Source organism: Mycolicibacterium aurum (assembly GCF_900637195.1).
Taxonomy (GTDB): Bacteria; Actinomycetota; Actinomycetes; order Mycobacteriales; family Mycobacteriaceae; genus Mycobacterium; species Mycobacterium aurum.
Genome location: NZ_LR134356.1, coordinates 1,026,669 through 1,048,355, shown reverse-complemented (window position 1 = coordinate 1,048,355; position 21,687 = coordinate 1,026,669). Strand labels below are relative to the sequence as shown.

General features: G+C 68.4%; 19 protein-coding genes and 3 tRNA genes. 9 read left to right on the top strand and 13 right to left on the bottom strand.

Going from position 1 to position 21,687, the window contains the following annotated elements:
* Positions 1 to 34 precede the first annotated feature (34 nt).
* Positions 35 to 1,642, bottom strand: coding sequence for a PE-PPE domain-containing protein (locus EL337_RS05035; protein ID WP_048634991.1), 1,608 nt, complete (start codon positions 1,640 to 1,642; stop codon positions 35 to 37).
* Between the two features lie 148 nt (positions 1,643 to 1,790).
* Between EL337_RS05035 and EL337_RS05030 the strand changes: the two genes are divergently transcribed.
* The gene (locus EL337_RS05030) at positions 1,791 to 2,087 is read left to right on the top strand and encodes a hypothetical protein (protein ID WP_048634990.1); all 297 of its coding nucleotides are present in this window, start codon (positions 1,791 to 1,793) and stop codon (positions 2,085 to 2,087) included.
* 375 nt (positions 2,088 to 2,462) lie between these two features.
* Here EL337_RS05030 and rplA read toward each other — a convergent pair whose 3' ends face one another.
* The 11 genes from rplA to EL337_RS04975 all read right to left on the bottom strand — a co-directional run bounded on the left by rplA (position 2,463) and on the right by EL337_RS04975 (position 7,265).
* Positions 2,463 to 3,170, bottom strand: coding sequence for a 50S ribosomal protein L1 (gene rplA / locus EL337_RS05025; RefSeq protein ID WP_048634989.1), 708 nt, complete (start codon positions 3,168 to 3,170; stop codon positions 2,463 to 2,465).
* Between the two features lie 99 nt (positions 3,171 to 3,269).
* The gene (gene rplK / locus EL337_RS05020) at positions 3,270 to 3,698 is read right to left on the bottom strand and encodes a 50S ribosomal protein L11 (RefSeq protein ID WP_048634988.1); all 429 of its coding nucleotides are present in this window, start codon (positions 3,696 to 3,698) and stop codon (positions 3,270 to 3,272) included.
* 36 nt (positions 3,699 to 3,734) lie between these two features.
* Complete coding sequence (gene nusG, locus EL337_RS05015) at positions 3,735 to 4,565, bottom strand: transcription termination/antitermination protein NusG (protein ID WP_048634987.1); 831 nt, start codon at positions 4,563 to 4,565, stop codon at positions 3,735 to 3,737.
* A 50-nt stretch (positions 4,566 to 4,615) separates the two neighbouring features.
* Positions 4,616 to 5,068 (bottom strand): preprotein translocase subunit SecE, encoded by a 453-nt coding sequence (secE, locus tag EL337_RS05010; RefSeq protein ID WP_048635022.1) that lies wholly within the window; start codon positions 5,066 to 5,068, stop codon positions 4,616 to 4,618.
* A gap of 87 nt (positions 5,069 to 5,155) precedes the next feature.
* Positions 5,156 to 5,228 (bottom strand) — tRNA-Trp (locus EL337_RS05005).
* Positions 5,229 to 5,346: 118 nt separating this feature from the next.
* On the bottom strand, positions 5,347 to 5,874 hold the full coding sequence (gene hadC / locus EL337_RS05000) for a (3R)-hydroxyacyl-ACP dehydratase subunit HadC (RefSeq protein WP_048634986.1): 528 nt from the start codon (positions 5,872 to 5,874) through the stop codon (positions 5,347 to 5,349).
* Between the two features lie 12 nt (positions 5,875 to 5,886).
* Entirely contained in the window at positions 5,887 to 6,315 is a 429-nt protein-coding gene (gene hadB / locus EL337_RS04995) for a (3R)-hydroxyacyl-ACP dehydratase subunit HadB (RefSeq protein ID WP_048634985.1), read from the bottom strand.
* Entirely contained in the window at positions 6,302 to 6,781 is a 480-nt protein-coding gene (gene hadA / locus EL337_RS04990; RefSeq protein WP_048634984.1) for a (3R)-hydroxyacyl-ACP dehydratase subunit HadA, read from the bottom strand. Before hadA ends, hadB begins: the two co-directional genes overlap by 14 nt.
* A gap of 72 nt (positions 6,782 to 6,853) precedes the next feature.
* Positions 6,854 to 7,021 carry a 50S ribosomal protein L33 gene (rpmG, locus tag EL337_RS04985; RefSeq protein ID WP_003929651.1) on the bottom strand — a complete coding sequence of 56 codons (168 nt, stop codon included), beginning with the start codon at positions 7,019 to 7,021 and terminating at the stop codon, positions 6,854 to 6,856.
* A 46-nt stretch (positions 7,022 to 7,067) separates the two neighbouring features.
* Positions 7,068 to 7,141, bottom strand: a tRNA-Met gene (locus EL337_RS04980).
* Between the two features lie 51 nt (positions 7,142 to 7,192).
* Positions 7,193 to 7,265: transfer RNA gene (locus tag EL337_RS04975), tRNA-Thr, on the bottom strand.
* Positions 7,266 to 7,408: 143 nt separating this feature from the next.
* On the opposite strand from EL337_RS04975, the gene EL337_RS04970 reads away from it, so the two are divergent.
* From EL337_RS04970 to EL337_RS04955, 4 genes are all read left to right on the top strand, one after another.
* Positions 7,409 to 8,128 (top strand): MBL fold metallo-hydrolase, encoded by a 720-nt coding sequence (locus EL337_RS04970; protein ID WP_048634983.1) that lies wholly within the window; start codon positions 7,409 to 7,411, stop codon positions 8,126 to 8,128.
* 162 nt (positions 8,129 to 8,290) lie between these two features.
* Positions 8,291 to 9,322, top strand: coding sequence for a phospholipase effector Tle1 domain-containing protein (locus tag EL337_RS04965; protein WP_048634982.1), 1,032 nt, complete (start codon positions 8,291 to 8,293; stop codon positions 9,320 to 9,322).
* Between the two features lie 66 nt (positions 9,323 to 9,388).
* On the top strand, positions 9,389 to 10,099 hold the full coding sequence (locus EL337_RS04960) for a crotonase/enoyl-CoA hydratase family protein (RefSeq protein ID WP_048634981.1): 711 nt from the start codon (positions 9,389 to 9,391) through the stop codon (positions 10,097 to 10,099).
* A 114-nt stretch (positions 10,100 to 10,213) separates the two neighbouring features.
* Complete coding sequence (locus EL337_RS04955; protein ID WP_048634980.1) at positions 10,214 to 11,206, top strand: magnesium transporter CorA family protein; 993 nt, start codon at positions 10,214 to 10,216, stop codon at positions 11,204 to 11,206.
* On the opposite strand, the gene EL337_RS04950 is transcribed toward EL337_RS04955, so the two are convergent.
* The gene (locus EL337_RS04950) at positions 11,148 to 12,287 is read right to left on the bottom strand and encodes an NAD(P)/FAD-dependent oxidoreductase (RefSeq protein ID WP_048635021.1); all 1,140 of its coding nucleotides are present in this window, start codon (positions 12,285 to 12,287) and stop codon (positions 11,148 to 11,150) included. The genes EL337_RS04955 and EL337_RS04950 overlap by 59 nt on opposite strands.
* A gap of 134 nt (positions 12,288 to 12,421) precedes the next feature.
* Here EL337_RS04950 and EL337_RS04945 point away from each other — a divergent pair, with 134 nt between their 5' ends.
* From EL337_RS04945 to recD, 4 genes are all read left to right on the top strand, one after another.
* Positions 12,422 to 13,144: a DUF3060 domain-containing protein gene (locus EL337_RS04945; RefSeq protein WP_048635020.1), complete on the top strand. Its 723-nt coding sequence runs from the start codon at positions 12,422 to 12,424 to the stop codon at positions 13,142 to 13,144.
* Between the two features lie 87 nt (positions 13,145 to 13,231).
* Positions 13,232 to 16,483 (top strand): exodeoxyribonuclease V subunit gamma, encoded by a 3,252-nt coding sequence (gene recC, locus EL337_RS04940; RefSeq protein ID WP_048634979.1) that lies wholly within the window; start codon positions 13,232 to 13,234, stop codon positions 16,481 to 16,483.
* Positions 16,483 to 19,806, top strand: a complete 3,324-nt coding sequence (recB, locus tag EL337_RS04935; RefSeq protein ID WP_048634978.1) for an exodeoxyribonuclease V subunit beta — start codon at positions 16,483 to 16,485, stop codon at positions 19,804 to 19,806. Before recC ends, recB begins: the two co-directional genes overlap by 1 nt.
* Positions 19,803 to 21,494: an exodeoxyribonuclease V subunit alpha gene (gene recD, locus EL337_RS04930; protein ID WP_048634977.1), complete on the top strand. Its 1,692-nt coding sequence runs from the start codon at positions 19,803 to 19,805 to the stop codon at positions 21,492 to 21,494. Before recB ends, recD begins: the two co-directional genes overlap by 4 nt.
* The last annotated feature ends 193 nt before the right edge of the window (positions 21,495 to 21,687 follow it).

The window sequence follows — 21,687 nt, the reverse complement described above, 5'->3', positions numbered from 1 at the left end:
ACGCCTGAATGCGGGGGATTCTCCATGAGGGCCCTCAGGCCGCGGCTTGGGCGCCGGTATCCGATCCGGTGTCGGTGTCGGCGTCTGTATCGGTATCGCTGTCTGTATCGGTATGGGTGTCGGCGTCGGTATCCGTCTCCGCGCCGGAGTCCTCCGCGCCGGGCACGGGGTCGACGTCCACGTCGTCCACGTCGTCCTCGATGCCGGTCGTGACGTCCGCGTCCCCGCCGTCGGTGTCGCTTTCCTCGGCAGGTACGGCCCCGTCGCCGGTCACACCGTCCTCGTCCTCGGCCGGCGGCGCGACAGTCGCCGATCCGTCGGCGTCGGCGTCCTCAACGTCTGTTTCGACCGCGGGCACCTGCGGCGTCGACGTGCTCCGCAGCGGGGTCACCGTCGCGAGGGTCTCGGACTCGGCGGTAGCGGCCTCGACCGTGCCCTCATCGTCCGACACAGTCAATGTGGTGGCATCAGGATTCTGCGCGACCGGGGCGGGGATGAAGTTCCTGATGAAGGCCTCCACACCCTTGACGGCCGCGATCGCGAAATCGACACCGACCTTGAGCCAGTTCTGGAAGATCTTGAACGGCAGGATGGTCGACCTGCTGGGCACACCGGGATTCCCGCTCCAGTCGTAGCCGAGGTCGACCAGCTCGCGCACCACCGGCTCGACCAGGTCGATGAACGGCTTCGCCAGCCCACCGATGCCGAGCGAATCTGCAAGCGAGCGAATGAGATTCGTCAGCGGCAGCGAGGTCGCCGGGATCATGATGTAGGTGTTGCCGAAGCTGTCGGTCCGGCAGTTGCCGGGGTTGAGGCTGCAGTTCAACTGGGGCGCCAGCGTCTCGTCGTCGTACCCGTAGGCCATGGGGCTCTCGCTGTTTTCGTTCGGCGTCAGGTAGTACCCGTGCACCTCGTCGAACGCGGCGATCATGTTGAGGATCGCAAAAGGGTTGCCCCAGTACTTCGGGGCGTACACCACCGGGTCGTACTCGAAACCGATGCTGGTGGTGTCGATCCCGATGTCCACCGGCATGGCCGGGTCGAACGACAGGTCCAGGATGGGGACCGGGTTGCCGAGGAAAAGCTGCAGCCACGCCAACCGCTGCCACAGACCGCCGTCGGGGTTCTCGATCCCACCGATGGTGACGGTCTTCAGCCGGTCCTTCACCGAGTCGGGCAGATCGAGCAGCGCGAGTTCGGCGAGCGCGTTCGCGACGACCGCACCGCCCTGCGAGTAACCGAAGATATAGACGTCTTCGTCGGACTCCGGGTCAAGGAACGGCGCCAGCGCGTCCAGCAGATTCTCGGTGCCCTCCCCGACCGAGACGTTCCACTTGTCACACCTGCCGGTGACACACCAGCCGGGGATGAAACTCACCGGCCAGAACGACGCCGGGTACGGGATTCCGACGAGATCAGGATCGGAACAGTCTTCGGTGCACGCCACGCCGTCGATGTACCTGCTCCACGCATTCTCCCGATACCCGTCGACCACATCCGCATTCGGCGTCCCCGTGCCCGGCACGATGAGCGCCGTGGCGCCGAACGCCACCGCCGAGACGAAGGCCGACGCAACGCCGAGCGTCACGGCGGTGATGAGCGAGACCACGACGAGAACCACTGCGCGGACCTGGGAACGCATGGGTCAACAATCACAGCGAAACGCCTGCGGCGCACCGGAATCAGCAAACTTTTTCGGGAGAATTCCCGGGCGCTGCGGGGGCCGGCTCGACCGAAAGTGTAGGGAACCTCCCGATTCCTCCCGGCCCCGGCCCCACTACCGTCGAATCATGGGCGATGTGGGCAGCAGGACCAGCTTCCTGGCCGAGTGGTACCTGCCGAACCTGGCGGAGGCCACCGTCGACGACATCGTGACGCGCCTGCGTGCGGCCGCCGCTGCCGTCACCCGCGCGGGCGCACCGATCCGGTTGGTGGCGACACTCTCGGTGCCCACCGACGAAGTGCTCTACGGAGTGTTCGACGCCGACTCCCCCGAGGCGGTCGTCTCCACGTGTGAGCGGGCCGGGTCACCTCATCAGCGTCTGTCCACCGACGTGACCGCACGCTTCGTGTCCGGCGCCGCCTGACCCGTCACAGTCCGACATCCCTTTGCTCACCGCCGCGTGGAGCGCCACGGGGGCTCACGTCACGCGGCAGGGATTGTCCCGAAACCGCTGGCGGGCTGCATTTCTTCGCGAACGGAAATATCCTACACGATTCACCGAACCAATACCCGGGGCCGATGGTATGTTGCTGCCAGGGAGTGTTCTTCGGCCGCTCGTCGCGGTTCACCAGGGGGACACCGTCGACCTCTGACCGTCGCGCCCGAGATTCCGTTCGTGGGGGACGGGGCACCGGGCGGGCCAGAGTCGGCGACCGAAGAACACTCCCTATGACTTCGGAACGCAAGAAACCCCGCACCGACGGTGCGGGGTTTCTCGTCGTGTGAGGCCGGCTGGCGCCTACTCCTCCGTGAAATTGCGGGTGACCGCCGGGTCCACCGGGATCCCGGGGCCCGTGGTCGTCGACACGACGACCTTCTTGACATAGCGGCCCTTCGACGACGACGGCTTGGCGCGAAGGATCTCGTCGAGCGCGGCGCCGTAGTTCTCGACGAGGGACTTCTCGTCGAACGACGCCTTGCCGATCACGAAGTGCAGGTTGGCCTGCTTGTCGACACGGAAGTTGATCTTGCCGCCCTTGATGTCGGCGACGGCCTTCGCGACATCGGGGGTGACGGTGCCGGTCTTGGGGTTCGGCATCAGGCCACGCGGGCCGAGGATGCGCGCGATGCGGCCGACCTTGGCCATCTGGTCGGGTGTGGCGATCGCGGCGTCGAAGTCGAGGAATCCGCCCTGGATCTTCTCGATCAGGTCATCGCTGCCGACGATGTCGGCGCCTGCAGCCTCGGCTGCCTCGGCCTTGTCACCGACGGCGAAGACGGCGACGCGCGCGGTCTTACCGGTGCCGTGCGGGAGGTTGACGGTGCCGCGCACCATCTGGTCGGCCTTGCGGGGATCGACGCCCAGCCGCATCGCGACCTCGACGGTGGCGTCCTGCTTCTTCGACGACGTCTCCTTGGCCAGTTTCGCGGCCTCGAGCGGGGTGTAGAGCCGGTCCTTGTCGACCTTCTCTGCGGCTTCCCGGTACGCCTTGCTGGTCTTGCTCATTTTCTTCTCCTAGTTTTCAGAGTTCGTGGTTGTCCGAGCCGAAGCGGGCTCTCCCACGGAATGCGGATACTCGACCCTCCTGTCGGGCCGATCCGCAAGCTATTCGACCGTGATACCCATCGACCGGGCGGTGCCGGCGATGATCTTGGCGGCCTGATCGATGTCGTTGGCGTTGAGGTCTTCCTTCTTCGTCTCGGCGATCTCGCGCACCTGATCCCAGGTCACCTTGGCGACCTTGGTCTTGTGCGGCTCACCGGACCCCTTGGCCACACCGGCGGCCTTGAGCAGCAGCTTGGCGGCGGGCGGGGTCTTGAGCGCGAAGGTGAAGCTGCGGTCTTCGTAGACCGTGATCTCCACGGGGATCACGTTGCCGCGCTGGCTTTCCGTCGCGGCGTTGTACGCCTTGCAGAACTCCATGATGTTGACGCCGTGCTGGCCGAGCGCGGGACCGACGGGCGGGGCGGGGTTGGCCTGCCCGGCCTGGATCTGCAGCTTGATCAGCCCGGTGACCTTTTTCTTCGGGGGCATGGGTGTTGCGTTCCTTTCTGAAGGGCCTGCGCCCTGTTAAATCTTGGCGACCTGGTTGAAGGTCAGTTCGACGGGCGTTTCACGTCCGAAGATCGACACGAGCACCTTGAGCTTCTGCTGTTCGGCGTTGACCTCGCTGATGGACGCCGGCAGCGTCGCGAACGGACCGTCCATCACGGTGACCGATTCGCCGACCTCGAAGTCGACCAGGATCTCCGGCCGTTCCAGCGTGGCCTCCGACGAGGCTGCCGACGCCGCCGCGCCGGCCTTGCCGGGCTTCTTCGCCGCGGCGGGCGGAAGCAGGAACTTGACGACGTCGTCGAGCGACAGCGGCGACGGTCGCGACGTGGCGCCGACGAAGCCGGTCACGCCGGGAGTGTTGCGCACCGCGCCCCAGGACTCGTCGTTGAGCTCCATCCGGACCAGGATGTAGCCGGGGAGCACCTTGCGATTGACCTGCTTGCGCTGGCCGTTCTTGATCTCGGTGACCTCTTCGGTGGGCACCTCGACCTGGAAGATGTAGTCACCGACGTCGAGGTTCTGCACGCGGGTCTCGAGGTTGGCCTTCACCTTGTTCTCGTAGCCGGCGTAAGAGTGGATCACGTACCAGTCGCCCGGCTTGAGGCGAAGCTCCTTCTTGAGCGCGACGGCGGGATCTTCATCCTCGGCCGGCGCTTCGTCCGGCGCCGCGTCGGTCTCCTCGACGACGTCTGCAACCTCGACAGGAGCGGCGTCCTCGACAGCCTCGGCCGCCGTGGTGTCGTCCAGTCGCTCGGCCGCTTCATCAGCGATCACGACCGCAGGATCTGCGGCCTCGGCGCGCGCCTCGGACACGCTCGCGGCTGTCTCGCCGTCGAAGCTAGTCACGTGTCAGTCCTCTCTCAATGCTTGTTGTGCCGCTGGCCGACCCGCTGGGGTCAGCCGAACACCCAGGTCACGAGCTTTGCCAGACCAAGGTCGACGCCGCCGATCATCGCCACCATGAAGATGAGGAAGAACAGCACGACAGTCGTGTAGCTGGCCATCTGCTTGCGGTTGGGCCAGATGACCTTCCGCAGCTCGCCGATGACTTCCTGCAGATAGTTGATGACGAACGTGATCGGGTTGCGCGAGGGCCCGTCCTTGGGCTGCTTGGCCGCCGTCTTCTTCTTTTTCGGCTTGTCGCCGCCGCCGTCGTCCTTGGACCCCGCGCTGTCGGTCTCGGGCACCTCGTCGGTGTCGTCGGATTCGACCTCGGCGACCCGCCGCGACCGCTTGCCGGTGGGCCGCAGTGGACGCGTCACCACTGCGGTATGGCCGCGGGTGTCCCCGTCATCGGTCTCTCCGCTGTCGGTGTCCGCGGAGCTGACACCGTCGCGCTCGTCGCTCACCGCATGCATCCTTATCTGGTCGTCTGTCGTGTGGTCCCCATCCATTATCCAAATCGGACGAGCATCCACACTTGTCGTATTCAGTTGCAGGGGCGACAGGACTTGAACCTGCAACCTGCGGTTTTGGAGACCGCTGCTCTGCCAGTTGAGCTACGCCCCTTCGTTCGGAGGCCACACAATTCGCGCGCTCCCCGTTCGGTCGATCTGAGCCGACGGACAGCGCGCTTCAACTGGGAAAACCCCGAGTTCCGAGTGTAGCGCGCGTCCGGTTGTGTTTACTAATCCGCCGTGTCGCTGTGGTGCCTGACCGGCGTGCGCACCACCTGGCCGGTCTCGGGGTCCCAGCCGGCCGAGATCGAGTTGTCGCCCTCATGCCCCATCAGCGTGGTGAAGGCCTCCATCACGACCTCGCCGTTCGGGTCGGTCAGCACGTTTCGGGTGGTGACGATGTCGGCGCCGAACCGTTCGTCCACCGACTCGATGTGCATCGTGCCGTCGAGTTCGTCGCCCTCCTTGATCGGGCGGTGGAACAGGAATTTCTGGTCGACCTGCACGATCTGCATGGTCTCCATGCCCAGATCGACGTTCTGGAAGAAGTGCCGCTGGATCATCACCGCGTAGATCGACATGAAGGTCGGTCCGGCGACAAGCCCGCTGTGGCCGAGTTCGGCCGCGGCGTCCGCGTCATGACTCGCGGGGTCGGTGGACTTGACGGATTTCGCGTACTGCCGGATCTGTTCGCGGCCCACCACGAAGGTGTCGGGGTACTTGTAGACCATTCCGCGGATGTCTGTCTTGAGAGCCATGCCAGTTCCTACCTACGCCAGCGTCGCCGTCGCGATGGCACGACCGAAGATCTTCTTTCCGCCCGACGTGGCGCTCAGCGCGATGGTGACGGACTTCGTCTCGGGATCAACGGATTTCACCCGGCCGTTGAAGACGATCTCGGCGCCCTTGCCGTCGTTGGGCACCGGCACCACGGCGGTGAAACGCACGTTGTACTCGGTGACGGCGGCGGGGTCGCCGATCCAGGAGGTGACGTAGCCACCGCCCAGGCCCATGGTCAGCATGCCGTGGGCGATCGCAGTGTCGAGCCCGACCTGCTTGGCGATGTCGTCGTCCCAGTGGATCGGGTTGAGGTCGCCGGACACTCCGGCGTAGTTGACCAGGTCGCCTCGGGTCAGCGGGATGACCTTCTCCGGCAGCTGATCGCCGACGCTGACCGAACTGAACTCACGCAATGCCATGTGTGAAGCCACTCTCTCCGTCTTCTTCGCTACGCCCCGCCAGGGTGGTGTAGTTCTCCTGCACAACATCGCCGTTCTCGGTGCTGACGATGTTCTTGGTGACGATGATGTCGGTGCCGTGCGCTTTGCGGATCGAGTCCACCCACACGTCGCAGTACAGCTTGTCGCCGGCCTTGATCGGCCGGATGAACCTGACCACCTGATCGACCTGGACGATCTGGGCGTCGGTGATGCGGATGTTGTTCGCGGCGAACATCGCCGACTGGGCCTGATAGCCGAACACGCTGATGAAGGTCAGCGGCGCCACCAGACCGTCGTGTCCGAGCTCTGCGGCGGCTTCCTCGTCGAAGAAGGCAGGATCGTCGTTCTTGACCGCGACGGCGTACTCGCGAATTTTCTCGCGACCGACGACGTAATGGTCGGGATAGCGGAAATGCGACCCGACGAGACCGTCCAAGAAAGACACGAGTGTTGAACCTACCTAGTCAGCCCCGGCGACCGTGAATCGACGGCGCGCGCGGCCCCGGGTCGGGGTCGCCTAGCGCGACTCTTTGTGGGCCTGGTGCTTGCCGCAGTTCGGGCAGAACTTCTTGATCTCGAGGCGATCGGGATCGTTGCGCCGGTTCTTCTTGGTGATGTAGTTGCGGTGCTTGCACACCTCGCAGGCCAAAGTGATCTTGGGCCGTACGTCTGTACTGGAGGCCACGTCAGACTTCTCTTTCTTTTGCGTTCACTGCACGCTGTTGTTCCTGTAGCGGTGGGGAGGCTCGATCTCCCGACCTCACGATTATGAGTCGTGCGCTCTAACCAGCTGAGCTACACCGCCCCGACGGATCCAGGGCAGGGCCACTTTCGGCCGCTCACCCAGTGTCCACCGAGCCCCCTAACGGAATCGAACCGTTGACCTTTTCCTTACCATGGAAACGCTCTACCGACTGAGCTAAGGGGGCACTGCTGTCCTGCACGCGGTACATCGGCTCAGCGCCAAGCGTTGAGCCTTAAAGAGGGTACATTCTCACCGATTCAGGCGCCAAACCGCTGGTCGTTGTGCGCTCCCGCCAGGCCACTGCCTACGCTGGCCGTCATGGCTGACATGGACGGTCCGGACCGCCTCTACTTCAAGCAGTTGCTGTCGGGCCGCGACTATGCGGCGGGCGACATGATCGCCCAGCAGATGCGCAACTTCGCCTACCTGATCGGGGATCGGCAGACCGGCGACACCGTGGTGGTGGACCCCGCCTACGCCGCCGCGGACCTGGTGGACGCCCTCGAGGCCGACGGCCAGCATCTGTCCGGTGTGCTCGTCACGCACCATCACCCCGACCACATCGGTGGCTCGATGATGGGCTTCGAGCTCAAGGGGCTGGCCGAACTGCTGGAGCGCGTCAGCGTGCCGGTCCACGTCAACGCCCACGAGTCGGACTGGGTCGCCAAGGTCACAGGCATCGCGGCCAGCGAGCTGACGCCGCACCAACACGGCGACAAGGTCTCTGTCGGCGACATCGAGATCGAGCTGTTGCACACCCCCGGGCACACCCCGGGAAGTCAGTGCTTCCTCCTCGACGGGCGCCTCGTCGCCGGTGACACCCTGTTCCTCGACGGCTGCGGACGAACCGACTTTCCCGGCGGAAACGTCGACGACATGTTCCGCAGCCTGCAGGCGCTGGCCCAGCTGCCCGGCGACCCCACGGTGTTCCCCGGGCACTGGTATTCCGCCGAGCCGAGCGCCCCGCTGTCGGACGTCCGCGGCAACAACTACGTGTACCGGGCGAGCAACCTCGACCAGTGGCGCATGCTGATGGGCGGCGCGTAGCCACAGCCCGCTCGCGGGTGCGGATTCCGTAGCACAGCCTTGGCTCATGTGTGACGATCCGTGGCCGAACTGGAAAAGCCACCGGTAAACCGCAGACATCGCGCGGCAAAGCTGGCAAACTCGTAGGTCAGCGCCGTCCGCACACTGCCGTCGGGGGTTTTCGTGAAAAACATCGCGCTGTGCTTCGACTGCGACCGGGACCGGTCGGGTGTTCGGCAGACCTCGAATGCCGGTGTGGTTGCCGGGCTGCTGTATCGCGACCGCGACCAACTGGTGTGGTCCACCGGCGATGCGCCCCCGGGAGAGCGCAGTCGAATTCACCCCCGCCGTGCAGCGCTCGCGTCCGCCCGCGCCTCGGTCGCCGACGCCTACCGGTTCCTGGTGCGGGAATGGGAGGCCGGCGATCGCCTGTACCTCTTCGGCGCGGGCGGCGGCGCGGCGTGCGCCATGGACCTCGCCCGCCTGCTCGGTGCCGTCGGAGTCCTCAACGCCGATGTCCCCGGCTGGACCGCCGACGATTTCCAGGCGTATGTGCTGTCCGCCTATGTGATGTCGCGCAGTCCTCGCGACGACGCGGATTGGCAGCGCATCGGCCGGTTGGCGGCGGCATTGTCGGGGCGCGCCGACATCAGCGTGGGCGTCGAGTTCCTCGGGCTCTGGGACGCCGTCGCGGCGCGCGAGCCCCATCGTCGCCGCGCCGCCGGGGTCCTGGGCAACGTCACGACGGCACTACACGCCGTCGCCATCGACGGACGCCGGACCGGCGGTGTACCGGACCTCGGTGCATGGTCTGGCGACGGCGCGCAGGAGGTCTGGTTCCGCGGAGCCCACGACGATGTCGTCGGGCACCCCCACGGATGCCAGGCCCTCGCCGGCATCACGCTCGACTGGATCGTCGACGGCGCCATCCGGGCCGGGGCGCGGGTGCGGCAGTGTCCGGAGCGCGCCACCCCGGGCGCAGTGGATGCACTGGCAGGCAGTGCGCACCCGATGCCGTTGCGCCATGTGCCCCCCGGCGCCGCGGTGCACGCGAGCGTGGCGAGCTACGTGCGCGCGCATCCGTCGTATTGGCGGCGGCTGCCCGCCCAGGTCACGTGGGCCGATCCCGACTGGGCGGCCCGCTCCGAACGTCTCGTGCCTGCCGACCGCCCCGAAACCGACCCCCAGCTCTCGGCACTCGCCACGGCGTCCTGAGACACCCCGGCGGCTCTGCCAAACCCGGCCGGACAGCCCCGCAGGCTGCGCTGTTACTTTCGACCTATGACCAGCACTGTCTCCTACGAGCTCGCGGACGCGGAAAACCCAGTGGCCACCATCACCCTCGATGACGGCAAGGTGAACGTGTTGGGGCCCGCCATGCAGTCGGCGATCAACGAGGCGCTCGACCGCGCCGAGGCCGACAACGCCAAAGCCGTGGTTCTCGCGGGCAATTCGCGGGTGTTCAGCGGCGGCTTCGATCTCGCGGTGTTCCAGTCCGGCGATGCCGCAGCGGCGCTGGGCATGCTTGCCGGCGGGTTCGAGCTGTCGGTCCGGACGCTGACGTTCCCGGTGCCGGTGATCATCGCCGCCACCGGTCCGGCGATCGCCATGGGGTCGTTCCTGCTGCTGTCCGCCGATCACCGCGTCGGCGCTCCGAAGTCGCGCTGTCAGGCCATCGAGGTGGCCATCGGCATGACCATCCCGATCTCGGCCATCGAGATCATGCGGATGCGGCTGACGCCGGCGGCGTTCCAGCGCGGTACCGCACTGGCGTCGACGTTCGTCGGCGACGACGCGATCGCCGCCGGCTGGCTCGACGAGATCGTGGACGCCGACCAGGTTCTCTCGCGCGCGCAGCAGGTGGCGCAGGACGCGGCGACCACGCTGCACGCCGGCGCCCATCTCGCGACCAAACTGAAGGCCCGCGAGGGCGCACTCAATGCCATCAGGGCCGGAATCGACGGTCTGGCAACCGAGTTCACGCTCGGTTAGATCTGGTTCTCACCGCCGTCGACCCCGCGAAATAGCATTTCCGGCTGCGATTCGCCACCACATCACAACCCTGGCTTCACTCTCGCGGGGGGGCGGCAGTGCCATGATGGGACCGTGACACACGTCCGAGGCCGGCTCTGGCGCGACGGCACGCCGCAGGACGACTTCGAGTTCTCGTCGATCTCGGATTACCTCGCCACCGAGGGCACCGTCGTCTGGTGCGACATCTACGACCCCGACCACGCGATCCTGGACGATCTCGCTCGGGAGCTGGGCCTGAATTCATGGGCTGTGGAGGATGCCATCGGTGACGCCGAGCGGGCCAAGGCCGTCGTCTACCGAACCCACACGTTCTTCACCGTCTACGGGGTGATCACCAGGGACCCGTTCCCGACCGACCTCACCGAGTCGGTTCTGGAGATGCACCGCATCTCCGGCTTCGTCCTGCCGCGCGGGCTCATCACGGTACGACTGTCGCCGTGCATCGACATCGACGAGGTGTCACGGCGATTCGACGAGCTCGGCGGCCAGGAGTACGGGGTCGGATCGCTGGTGCACGGGCTGCTCGACGTCGTCGTGGACGGCCACTTCGACGCGGTGCAGGCCCTCGACGACGGGATCGAGACACTCGAAGACGACCTGTTCTCCGACACCGCGCCTCGAAAGGACTTTCAGCGCAGAACTTTCCGCTTACGCAAAGACCTCGTCGCGCTGCGAAGGGCAGTACTGCCGATGCGCGAGGTGGTGGCGACCATCCAGCATCGCCGGCAGGAGGCCAAGATCGCCGTCGAACTCGACCCGCTCTACGCCGACCTGTACGACCACGTGCAGCGGGCGTCGGAGTGGACCGAGTCGCTGCGGGACATGGTCACCACCGTGTTCGAGACCAATCTGTCGCTGCAGGACGCGCGGTTGAACACCGTGATGAAGAAGCTCACCGGGTGGGCGGCCATCGTCGCCGTACCCACGGCGATCACCGGTTTCTACGGGCAGAACGTGGACTACCCCGGCATCAACACCGTCGCCGGCTTCGTCACCAGCAGCGCGGTCATCGTGATATTCGTGCTGGCGCTGTACTGGACGTTCCGCAGGAAAGACTGGCTCTGACATCCAGCGTGCCCACCACGCGGCCGCCGCAGCGGTAGACCACACCGAAGCCGGCGTCCTTGTCGGTCACCGTGCTGTGGTCGTAGCCGGCGCCCCAGCCGCGGTAGGTAAGCGTGAATTGCCCTATCTCGCAGGTGAATCCGGGGACCTTGTCCCACGTCGCCGGGTGTCCGGCCGCGGTGAGCCCAGCCACCAGCCCCTGCTGCGCGGCGTCACGCCAATGCTCGGCGACAATCGGCCGCCCTGCGGCGACGTTGTACGCGATCGTGACATCGCCTGCAGCGTAGATGTTCTGGGCCGACGTGCGCATGTGCTCGTCGACGACGACGTGACCGTGGCGGATCTCCAGGCCCGCGTCGGTGGCGAGCCGGATGTCGGGGCGCACCCCGGTGGCTGCGACGACGACGTCACCGGGGACGATCTCCCCGGATGCCAGCGCGACCCCGTCGGCGTCGACGGCCTCCACGGAGGTGGACGGGATCACGCGCACGCCTGCGTCGGCCAGCATGTCGCTGACCCGTGCGCCCACATCCATTCCGAATCTCCGTAGCAGCGGCGCGGCCTCGGGGATCACCACGCAGGTGCTGACCCCGAGCCCGGCCAGGCGGCTCGCCGTCTCACAGCCGATGAGCCCGCCGCCGATCACCACGGCTGTCGCGGCGTACCGGGCGGCCATCTTCAGCGCGACCGCGTCGGCGAACGACCGCAGCGGTTGCGCGGCGGCGCCGCCCGGGACCTCCAGCGGCACCGCGGCGGATCCGGACGCCAGCACCAGGTGCCAGTACGGGTAGCGGGCGCCCCCCGTGGTGACCACCTCGGCGGCATCGACGTCGATGCGGTCCACGGTGACCCCGAGCCGCAGGTCGATGTGATGACGGGCGAACCACCCTGCGGTGTGGAGCTCCAGGTTGGCGTGGCCGCCGCCCAGGTACTCCTTGCTCAGCGGCGGCTTGGCATACGGCAGCGCGGGATCGGCAGACAGGATGCGGACGGGGATGTGGGGGTGTCTGCGACGGAACGTCTCAGCCGCGCTCACACCCGCCGGACCACTGCCGATGGCGAGAAAACCCGGTGCCACCATGGCCTGTGGGTACCACCCGGGCGGCGCGTCCAACCGCCGCACGGGTGCGGCGGTCAGGCTTTGGTCAGATTCGCTGGATCTGCGCGGGACCGTAACCGTTGAGCACCGGCGAGCAGGTGTGCAAACATCTGCCCATGGAGCCGGATGGGGATCCCGAGGCACGCATCCGGGATCTCGAGCGTCCGCTGGCCGACCAGGCCGGCGCCAGCGAACTGGGCACCCAGCCCTACGCGCAGGCGCCGCCCACCGGGCCCGTCCCTCCCTACCAGGGCCAGTACGGCCAGTACGGCCAGTACGGCCAGTACGGCCAATACGGCACGCCCGAGTACAGGTCGCCGTACTACGCGGCGCCGCAGCAGGTCGTCCGCAAGCGTTCGCACACCGCGGCGCTGTGGCTCGTCCCGTTGGTGGTCGTCACCGTCCTCGGAGCAGCTGTGGTGGGCGTCGTCATGTACGTCAACCTCGGTAGCCCGGACAGCTTCACCGAGAACCCGACCCCGCCGATCTCCGGAGGCGGGGGTTCCCTCGACACCCCGCCCCCGGCGGCGGACACCCGCACCGACCCGTCCCGGCAGACTGCCACCGTGGAGCCGGGCGGCTTGCTCAGCATCGGCGGGATCGAGCAGAACCAGACCGTCGTGTGCGACCGGGGCGCGGTGAACATCAGCGGTGTGAAGAACACCATCGACATCGAGGGCAGCTGCACATCGGTCACCGTCTCGGGCATCGAGAACACCGTCACCGTCGAGTCGGCCGACGCGATCAACGCGTCGGGTTTCGACAATCAGGTGACGTATCGCAGCGGCACGCCCGAGGTCACCGAGTCCGGCACCGGAAACACCGTCGAACAGCGCTGAGCCCCGCCCGTTGCGCCGGACGCCTCCACGGCGAGCGGTGACGGCGGACGTCGACGGGCCCCCGGTCCCGCCGTAGTCTGGCCGCCGATGCCTCTGCACCTGCACCGGGCCGACCGGACCGATCTGCTCGCCGACGGCCTCGGCGAGATGCTGGCCACCCCGCCGGCCGATCCGTTCGCCGAGGACCTGGTGCTGGTGTCGGCGCGGGGCACCGAGCGATGGCTCAGTCAGCGCCTCTCGCACATCCTCGGGATCGGGAACGCACAGGACGGGATCTGCGCCGGGGTGACGTTCCGCCATCCGCGGTCGCTGATCGCCGAGTTGACCGGGACCGACGACGACGACCCCTGGGCGCCGGACACGATGGTGTGGCCGTTGCTCGACGTCATCGACAGCTCCCTCGACCAACCGTGGTGCGCCACCCTTGCCGCCCACCTCGGCCACTTCGCCCACGGCGAGGAGAAACAGCTCCGTCAGGGCAGGCGCTACGCCGTCGCGCGTCGCCTCGCCGGGCTGTTCGCCTCCTACGCCCGGCAACGCCCGCAGCTGCTGATCGACTGGATCGACGGCCGCGGCGACGGCCTCGACGCGGACCTGCGGTGGCAACCCGAGCTCTACCGCGCGTTGCTCGAACGCGTCGCCGCCGACCCGCCCCACGTCCGGCACGCCGACACCCTTGTCCGGCTTCGTGATTCGCCGGCCGACCTGCCGGAGCGGTTGTCGCTGTTCGGGCACACCCGGCTCCCGCTCACCGAGATCGAACTGCTGGACGCGGTGAGCGCGCATCACGAGCTGCATCTGTGGCTGCCGCATCCCAGCGACACGCTGTGGGGCACCCTGCGGGGCGTGCACGGTGCCGCGTCGCGCCGCACCGACACCACCCACCGCGGCGTCGGGCACCCGCTGCTCGCCACCCTCGGCCGTGATCTGCGTGAGCTGCAGCGCTCCCTGCCCGTGGACCCGCGGACCGACGAGTGCCTCGGTAGCGCCGACCGGCCGGACACCCTGCTCGGCTGGCTGCAGTCCGACATCGGCGCCGACGCCGTGCGCCCGGCCGGCCGGTCCTACACACCGACCGATCGTTCCGTCCAGGTGCACAGCTGCCACGGCCCGGCCCGGCAGATCGACGTACTGCGCGAGGTGCTCCTCGGTCTGCTCGCCGACGACCCCACGCTGGAGCCGCGCGACATTCTGGTGATGTGCCCGGACATCGAGACCTACGCGCCGCTCATCGTCGCGGGATTCGGCCTCGGCGACGTCGTGGCGGGCGCCCACCCGGCGCACCGCCTGCGGGTCAAGCTCGCCGATCGTGCACTGACACAGACCAATCCGTTGTTCGGCGTCGCACGCCAGGTGCTCGAGCTGGCCGGTGGGCGCGCATCTGCCAGCGAGGTGCTCAACGTGGCGGAGGCCGCTCCGGTGCGACTGCGGTTCGCGTTCTCCGACGACGACCTCGACGCGATCGGCGACTGGGTGCGCGAGGCCAACATCCGCTGGGGGTTCGACCGCGACCACCGTCACCCCTACGGCGTCGACTTCGTGCAGAACACCTGGCGCTTCGGGATCGACCGGGTGCTCGCCGGGGTGGCGATGTCCGACGACTCCCACGCCTGGCTGGGTACCACGCTGCCCCTCGACGACGTCAGCAGCAACCGGGTCGAGCTTGCCGGCCGCCTCGCCGACTATGTGGACCGGCTCCGTGAGGTCGTCGAATCCCTTTCCGGCACAGCACCGTTGCATGTCTGGCTGACGAGGCTCACCGAAGGTGTCGCCGCGCTGACGGCGGTGTCCGATGGCGACATGTGGCAGACCAGCCAACTCGAACGCGAACTCAACGACGTCGTCGCCGCTGCGGGGACCCACGCCGGTATCGAGTTGGGGCTGTCCGACATCCGGGCGCTGCTGGATCGGCACCTTGCGGGCAGGCCCACCCGCGCCAACTTCCGGACCGGCACGCTGACCGTGTGCACCATGGTGCCGATGCGGTCGGTGCCGCACCGCGTGGTGTGCCTCGTCGGTCTCGACGACGGCGTGTTCCCCCGCCTCGGGGTTCTCGACGGCGACGACGCGCTGGCCCGCGACCCGATGACCGGCGAACGCGACATTCGCTCCGAGGACCGGCAACTGCTGCTCGACGCCATCGGGGCCACCACCGAGAAGCTGGTGATCACCTACACCGGCGCCAACGAGTACAGCGGTCAGCGCAAGCCGCCTGCCGTGCCGGTGGTCGAGCTGCTGGACACCCTCGACGCCACCGCGGGCGCACCGGTACGCGATCACATACACATCTCACATCCGTTGCAGCCCTTCGATATCGACAACGTCACCCCCGGCAAGCTGGGCATGCCGGCCGGTGCACCGTTCACCTTCGATCACACCGTGCTGACCGCGGCCCGGGTTGCCGCAGGCCACCGGGAAGAGCGGCCGCACCTGCTCGGGCGGCCGCTGCCTCCACCACCTCCCGACGACGTCGCGCTCGACGACCTGATCGGGTTCTTCAAAGACCCCGTCAAGGGCTTCTTCCGGGCCCTGGATTACACACTGCCGTGGGACGTCGACGCGATCGAGGACGGGATGCCTGTCGAGATCGACGCTCTGCAGGAGTGGAAGATCGGCGATCGCATGCTCGCCGACATGCAGCGCGGGATGACCGCCGCGGATGCCCAGCAGGCTGAATGGCGCCGCGGCTCACTGCCGCCCGGGCGTCTCGGCTGGCGCAGGGCCCAGGAGATCGCGGCGCGCGCAGGCGCACTCGCGGCCGCAGCGCAGGGTTACCGCACCACGCAGCCGACGGCCGTCGACGTGGACGTCCGCATCGGTCCCACCCGCCGGATCACCGGTACCGTCCCCCGGTTGTACGCGAACCGGATGGTGGACGTCACATACTCCAAGCTCGACGGCAGGCATCTGCTGGAATCGTGGATTCGGCTGGTGGCGTTGACCGCCCAGCACACCGGGCCGGACTGGACGGCGGTGTGCATCGGCAGAGCCAGAAAGGGCGAGCGCACCCGCGAGCGGCTGCTGGGGCCTCCCGAGTCCGCCGGCGACGTGCTCCGCGACCTCGTCGACATGTACGACGCGGGCCGGCGCGCGCCGATCCCGTTGCCGCTCAAGACGTCCTATGCATGGGCCGAGGCAGACCACCACCGCGGTACCCCGATGCGGGAGGCGGGCTGGAAGTGGAAGTCCGGCCGCTTCCCGGGCGAGGATCAGGATCCCGCCCACGTCCGGGTGTGGGGTCCGAACTTTCCGCTGGAGTCCTTGGTCTCGGCGGGGCTGCCCGACTTCTCCGCGCGGCTGTGGCTGCCGATGCTGCAGGCGGAGAGGAATGTCCACTGATGGAGCCCTTCGACCTGCTCGGCCCGCTGCCCGCGCCGCGCACCACGACGGTGCTGGAGGCCAGCGCAGGCACCGGTAAGACGTTCGCGCTGGCCGGTCTCGTCACGCGTTACGTCGCCGAGGGCGTGGCGACGCTGGACCAGATGCTGCTGATCACGTTCGGCCGCGCGGCCAGCCAGGAACTGCGCGAGCGGGTGCGTTCCCAGATCGTGGACGCGGTGCGGGCGTTCGACGCCCCCGAGACCGTCACCGGCAACGAGATCATCACCCATCTGCTGACGGGCTCGGATACCCAACTGGCGGAACGAAAGCGGCGGTTGCGCGATGCGCTGGCCGGTTTCGACGCCGCGACGATCGCCACCACGCATCAGTTCTGTCAGCTGGTGCTGCGGTCGCTCGGCGTGGCCGGCGACACCGATTCCGGTGTCGAGCTCGTCGAGAGCCTGGATCAGCTGGTGTCCGAGATCGTCGACGACCTCTACCTCGCACACTTCGGCCAGGAGCGCGAGGAACCGCTGCTGTCCTACGACGCCGCCTTGACGCTGGCGCGCGAGGTGGTCGGCACCGCGCACACCGAGTTGCGGCCGGTCGATCCGGCGCCCGGCTTCGACCCCGCGGTGCGGGTGCAGTTCGCGAAAGCGGTGTGCGCGGAGCTGGAGACACGCAAGCGCAAGCTTGGGATCCTGCACTACGACGACCTGCTGTCGCGGCTGGCCGACGCGCTGCAACCGGCCGATTCGCCGGCGCGGGCGCGCATGCAACAGCGGTGGTCGATCGTGATGGTCGACGAGTTCCAGGACACCGACCCGGTGCAGTGGCAGGTGATCGACTGCGCCTTCAGCGGGCACTCCACGCTGATCCTGATCGGCGATCCCAAGCAGGCCATCTATGCGTTCCGCGGCGGCGACATCGTGACGTACCTGCACGCGGCCTCGACCGCGGGCCAGCAGAAGACCCTGGGCACCAACTACCGCAGCGACGGCCCCCTGGTCGACAGCCTGCAGGCGGTCATGCGCGACGCCCAGCTGGGCGACCGGCGGATCGTGGTGCGCAAGGTCGAGGCCGACCACGCCGAGCACCGGCTCGCGGGCGCCCCGCACAACGCGCCGTTTCGGCTGCGGGTGGTGACCCGCGACCAGCTCGGCACCCGGCCCGACCGTGTCATCCCCATCGACCGGCTGCGCCGGCACATTCCGAAGGACATGGCCGCCGACATCGCCGCCCTCCTCGGCAGCGGGGCGACGTTCGACGGTAAACCGTTGCAGGCGGGTGGCATCGCGGTGATCGTCGAGAGCCATCGCGACGGGCACGCCTGCTTCGACGCGCTGGCCGCGGCGGGCATCCCCGCTGTCTACACCGGCGACTCGGATGTGTTCAGCTCCCCCGCCGCCGACGATTGGCTGTGCCTACTGGAGGCCTTCGATCAGCCGCACCGGGCAGGACTGGTCCGCGCCGCGGCCACCACCATGTTCTTCGGCCGGACCGCCGAGGACCTCGCCGCCCACGGCGATGTGCTGACCGACGAGATCGCCGAAACAGTGCGGCAGTGGGCCGACTTCGCCCGGGATCGCGGTGTGGCCGCGGTGTTCGAGGCGGCCCAGCTGTCCGGTATGGGGACGCGCGTGCTGACGTGGGTGGACGGCGAGCGGCACATGACCGATCTCGCGCATCTGACCCAGGCCCTGCATGACACCGCCCACCGCGAGCACTACAGCGTGCCCGCTCTGCGCGACTGGCTGCGCTCTCAGCGTCAGGAGCGCGGGATGCGCAGTGGCGCAGTCGAACGCAACCGTCGGCTGGACAGCGACGCCGCCGCGGTACAGATCATGACGGTGTGGGTCAGCAAGGGTCTGCAGTTCCCCGTCGTGTACCTGCCGTTCGCGTTCAACCGCAATATCCAGACCCGGGACGTGGTGATGTTCCACGAGTCCTCCCCGGCCGGCGACGTCCGCTGCCTGCACGTCGGCGGCGAGCTGAGCCCCGACTTCTCGGCGGCACAGCAGCAGGGCCGGCGGGAGGCGGCCGCCGACGACGTCCGGCTCACCTACGTCGCGATGACCCGCGCGCAGTCGCAGGTCGTCGCGTGGTGGGCGCCGTCGAACGACGAGCCCAACGGCGGGCTGTCCCGGCTGTTGCGGGGCAGGTCGCCGGGCGATCCGGTGGTGCCCGACCGGTGCGACCCGCCCCGGATCGACGATCCCGATGCGATGGCGCTGCTGCGCGCGTGGTCCGACGCCGGTGGCCCGGTCCTCGAGGAGTCGATCATCGCGCCGCTGGTCGAGGTCGAATTGCCCAGCCCACCCGATGATCTCGACGTGAGGCACTTCACCCGGCGTATCGACGCGTCGTGGCGGCGCACCTCGTACTCCGGTCTCATCCGGTCCGCCGAGGCCGAACAGTCGCCCGGGGTGAGCAGCGAGCCCGAGGTGGTGGAGCTCGACGACGAGGCGGGCGAGGTACCCGGATCCGAGCCCGCCGATCCGCAGGCCCCGTCGGTCCCGTCTCCGATGGCGGACCTGCCGATGGGGGCGAAGTTCGGCACAATCGTGCACGCGGTGCTGGAGACCGCGGACCCGTTCGCACCGGACCTGGCGGCCGAGCTGGAGGCCAAGGTCCGCGAGCACTCGCTGTGGTGGCCGGTGGACGTACCCCCTGCCGAGCTGGCGGCCGCGTTGGTGCCGATGCACGACACTCCGCTGGGGCCGCTGGCGCCGGGTGTGACGCTGCGCCGTATCGGTATGCGAGACCGGTTGCGGGAGATGGATTTCGAGTTTCCGCTCGCCGGCGGCGATCGTCGGGTGGACCCGCCGGCGCTCTCGCTGAGCGATGTCGGCAGGCTGCTTGCCGAGCACCTGCCGCAGGGCGACCCGCTGGCGCCGTACGCCGAGCGGCTGACCGACAGCATGCTGGCAGCGCAGTCTTTGAAGGGATATCTGACCGGGTCGCTCGACGCCGTGCTGCGCATCGACGGCCGGTATCTCGTCGTGGACTACAAGACGAACTGGCTGGGCGATCCGGCGCGTCCACTGACCTCTGCGGACTATCAGCCGGCGCGGTTGACCGAGGCGATGCTGCACTCGGACTATCCGTTGCAGGCCCTGCTGTATTGCGTTGTACTGCACCGGTTTCTGCGCTGGCGGGTAACGGGGTACTCGGCGCAGCGCCACATCGGCGGAGTGCTGTACCTCTTCGTGCGCGGCATGTGCGGCGCCGACACCCCGGTGGTCGACGGACACCCGGCGGGGGTCTTCAGCTGGCAGCCGCCGGCAGCGCTGATCGAGGCCCTGTCGGACCTGCTGGACGCCGGGGCGGTGCCGGCATGACGGTCGAGGCGTTCGCGGAGTTGTTCGAGCCGGCGGATATCCATGTCGCGCAACGGCTGACGGCGCTGGGCGAGGAGAACGACGACACCGTGGCGCTGGCGGTCGCGCTGGCCGTGCGGGCGTTGCGCAGCGGCTCGGTGTGCGTGGACCTGCGGTCGGTGGCGGATCAGATCGGTGCACCGGAGCTGCCGTGGCCGCCGCCGGATGAGTGGCTACAGGCGGTGCGAGCGAGCGCGCTGGCGGACCGAAAGGTGCTGCGGGTGTACTCCGATGCATCCGCGGATCTGCTCTACCTCGACCGCTACTGGCACGAGGAGCAGCAGGTGTGCGACGACGTCCTCGCGCTGCTGACGTCGCGACCGCCGACCGGCGGCACCGCCGGCCTCGCGCGGCTGTTCCCCGACGGCTGGGAAGAGCAGCGGGCGGCCGCGGAAGTGGCTCTGGCCCAACGCTTGACGGTTCTCACCGGCGGTCCGGGCACCGGAAAGACGACGACGGTTGCGCGGCTGCTCGCCGCGATCGCCGAGCAGGCGGAGCTCGCGGGGGCGGCGCCGCCCCGGGTGGCGCTGGCGGCGCCGACGGGCAAGGCCGCGGCCCGGCTCGCCGAGGCGGTGAACCTGGAGGTCGGCCAGCTCGCCGCGGTGGATCAGGGACGGCTGTCCGGCCTGCGCGCGACCACGCTGCACCGGCTGCTGGGTAGCCGGCCCGATACGTCGTCGCGGTTCCGCCATCACCGCGACAACCATCTCCCCCACGACGTGATCGTCGTCGACGAGACGTCCATGGTGTCGCTGACGATGATGGCCCGGCTGCTGGAGGCGGTGCGTCCGGACGCCCGTCTCATCTTCGTCGGGGATCCCGATCAGCTGGCATCGGTCGACGCCGGCGCGGTGCTGGCCGACCTGGTGGAGGGGCTCGGCACCGGGGCGAGCGAAGCGACGGGGGTGGTCGAGTTGCGGACGTCGCACCGGTTCGGCAAGACGATCGGTGCGCTGGCGCTGGCGATCCGCAGCGGCGATGCCGACACCGCGGTCGATCTGTTGCGCGCCGGCGAGGACAGGATCTCCTGGCTCGACACCGACGACCCGTCGGAGGCGTTGCGGCCGAGCCTGGTCGCGCGGGCGGCGGAACTGCGTCAGGCCGCGCTGCTGGGTGACGCCGGGACGGCGCTGGCCATCCTCGACACTCACCGGCTGCTGTGTGCCCACCGCCAGGGTCCGTTCGGGGTGACGCAGTGGAACCGCCGGGTGGAGCGCTGGTTGGCCGACCAGACGGGGCAACCGACGTGGGCGCCGTGGTACCCCGGCCGTCCGCTGCTGGTCACCGCCAACGATTACGGCCTCGGTGTCTACAACGGCGACACCGGCGTCGTGGTGGCGGCGCCGGACGGGCTGCGCGCCCACATCGGTTCGCTGCAGTTCGCGCCGAGCCGGCTGGGCGAGGTCGAGACGATGTTCGCGATGACGATCCACAAGAGCCAGGGCAGCCAGGCCGACGAGGTGACGGTGTTGCTGCCCCCGGAGGATTCTCGGCTGTTGACCCGGGAGCTGTTCTACACCGCCGTCACCCGTGCCAGGAAACGCGTCCAGGTCGTCGGCTCCGAGTCCTCGGTGCGCGCGGCGATCGGCAGGCGCGCCACCCGCGCCTCCGGGCTCTCCCGCCGGCTGAGCTCGCGACCGGCCCAGTAGCTGAGATTGCAGGGCGGCGACGCCTCGCGGCCCGCGGTGGGCGTTCGGGTGTGGTGCCCGACACCTGAAATTAAATCGCCGGAAATCCTGTTTAACACTGCAGATCGGATGAGGCACCGAAGACCCGTCGATCGATCGACGTCAGAACCGCGCGATTCGCTCCACGGCTCCGACCCGCTTACGGGAAGAGCAG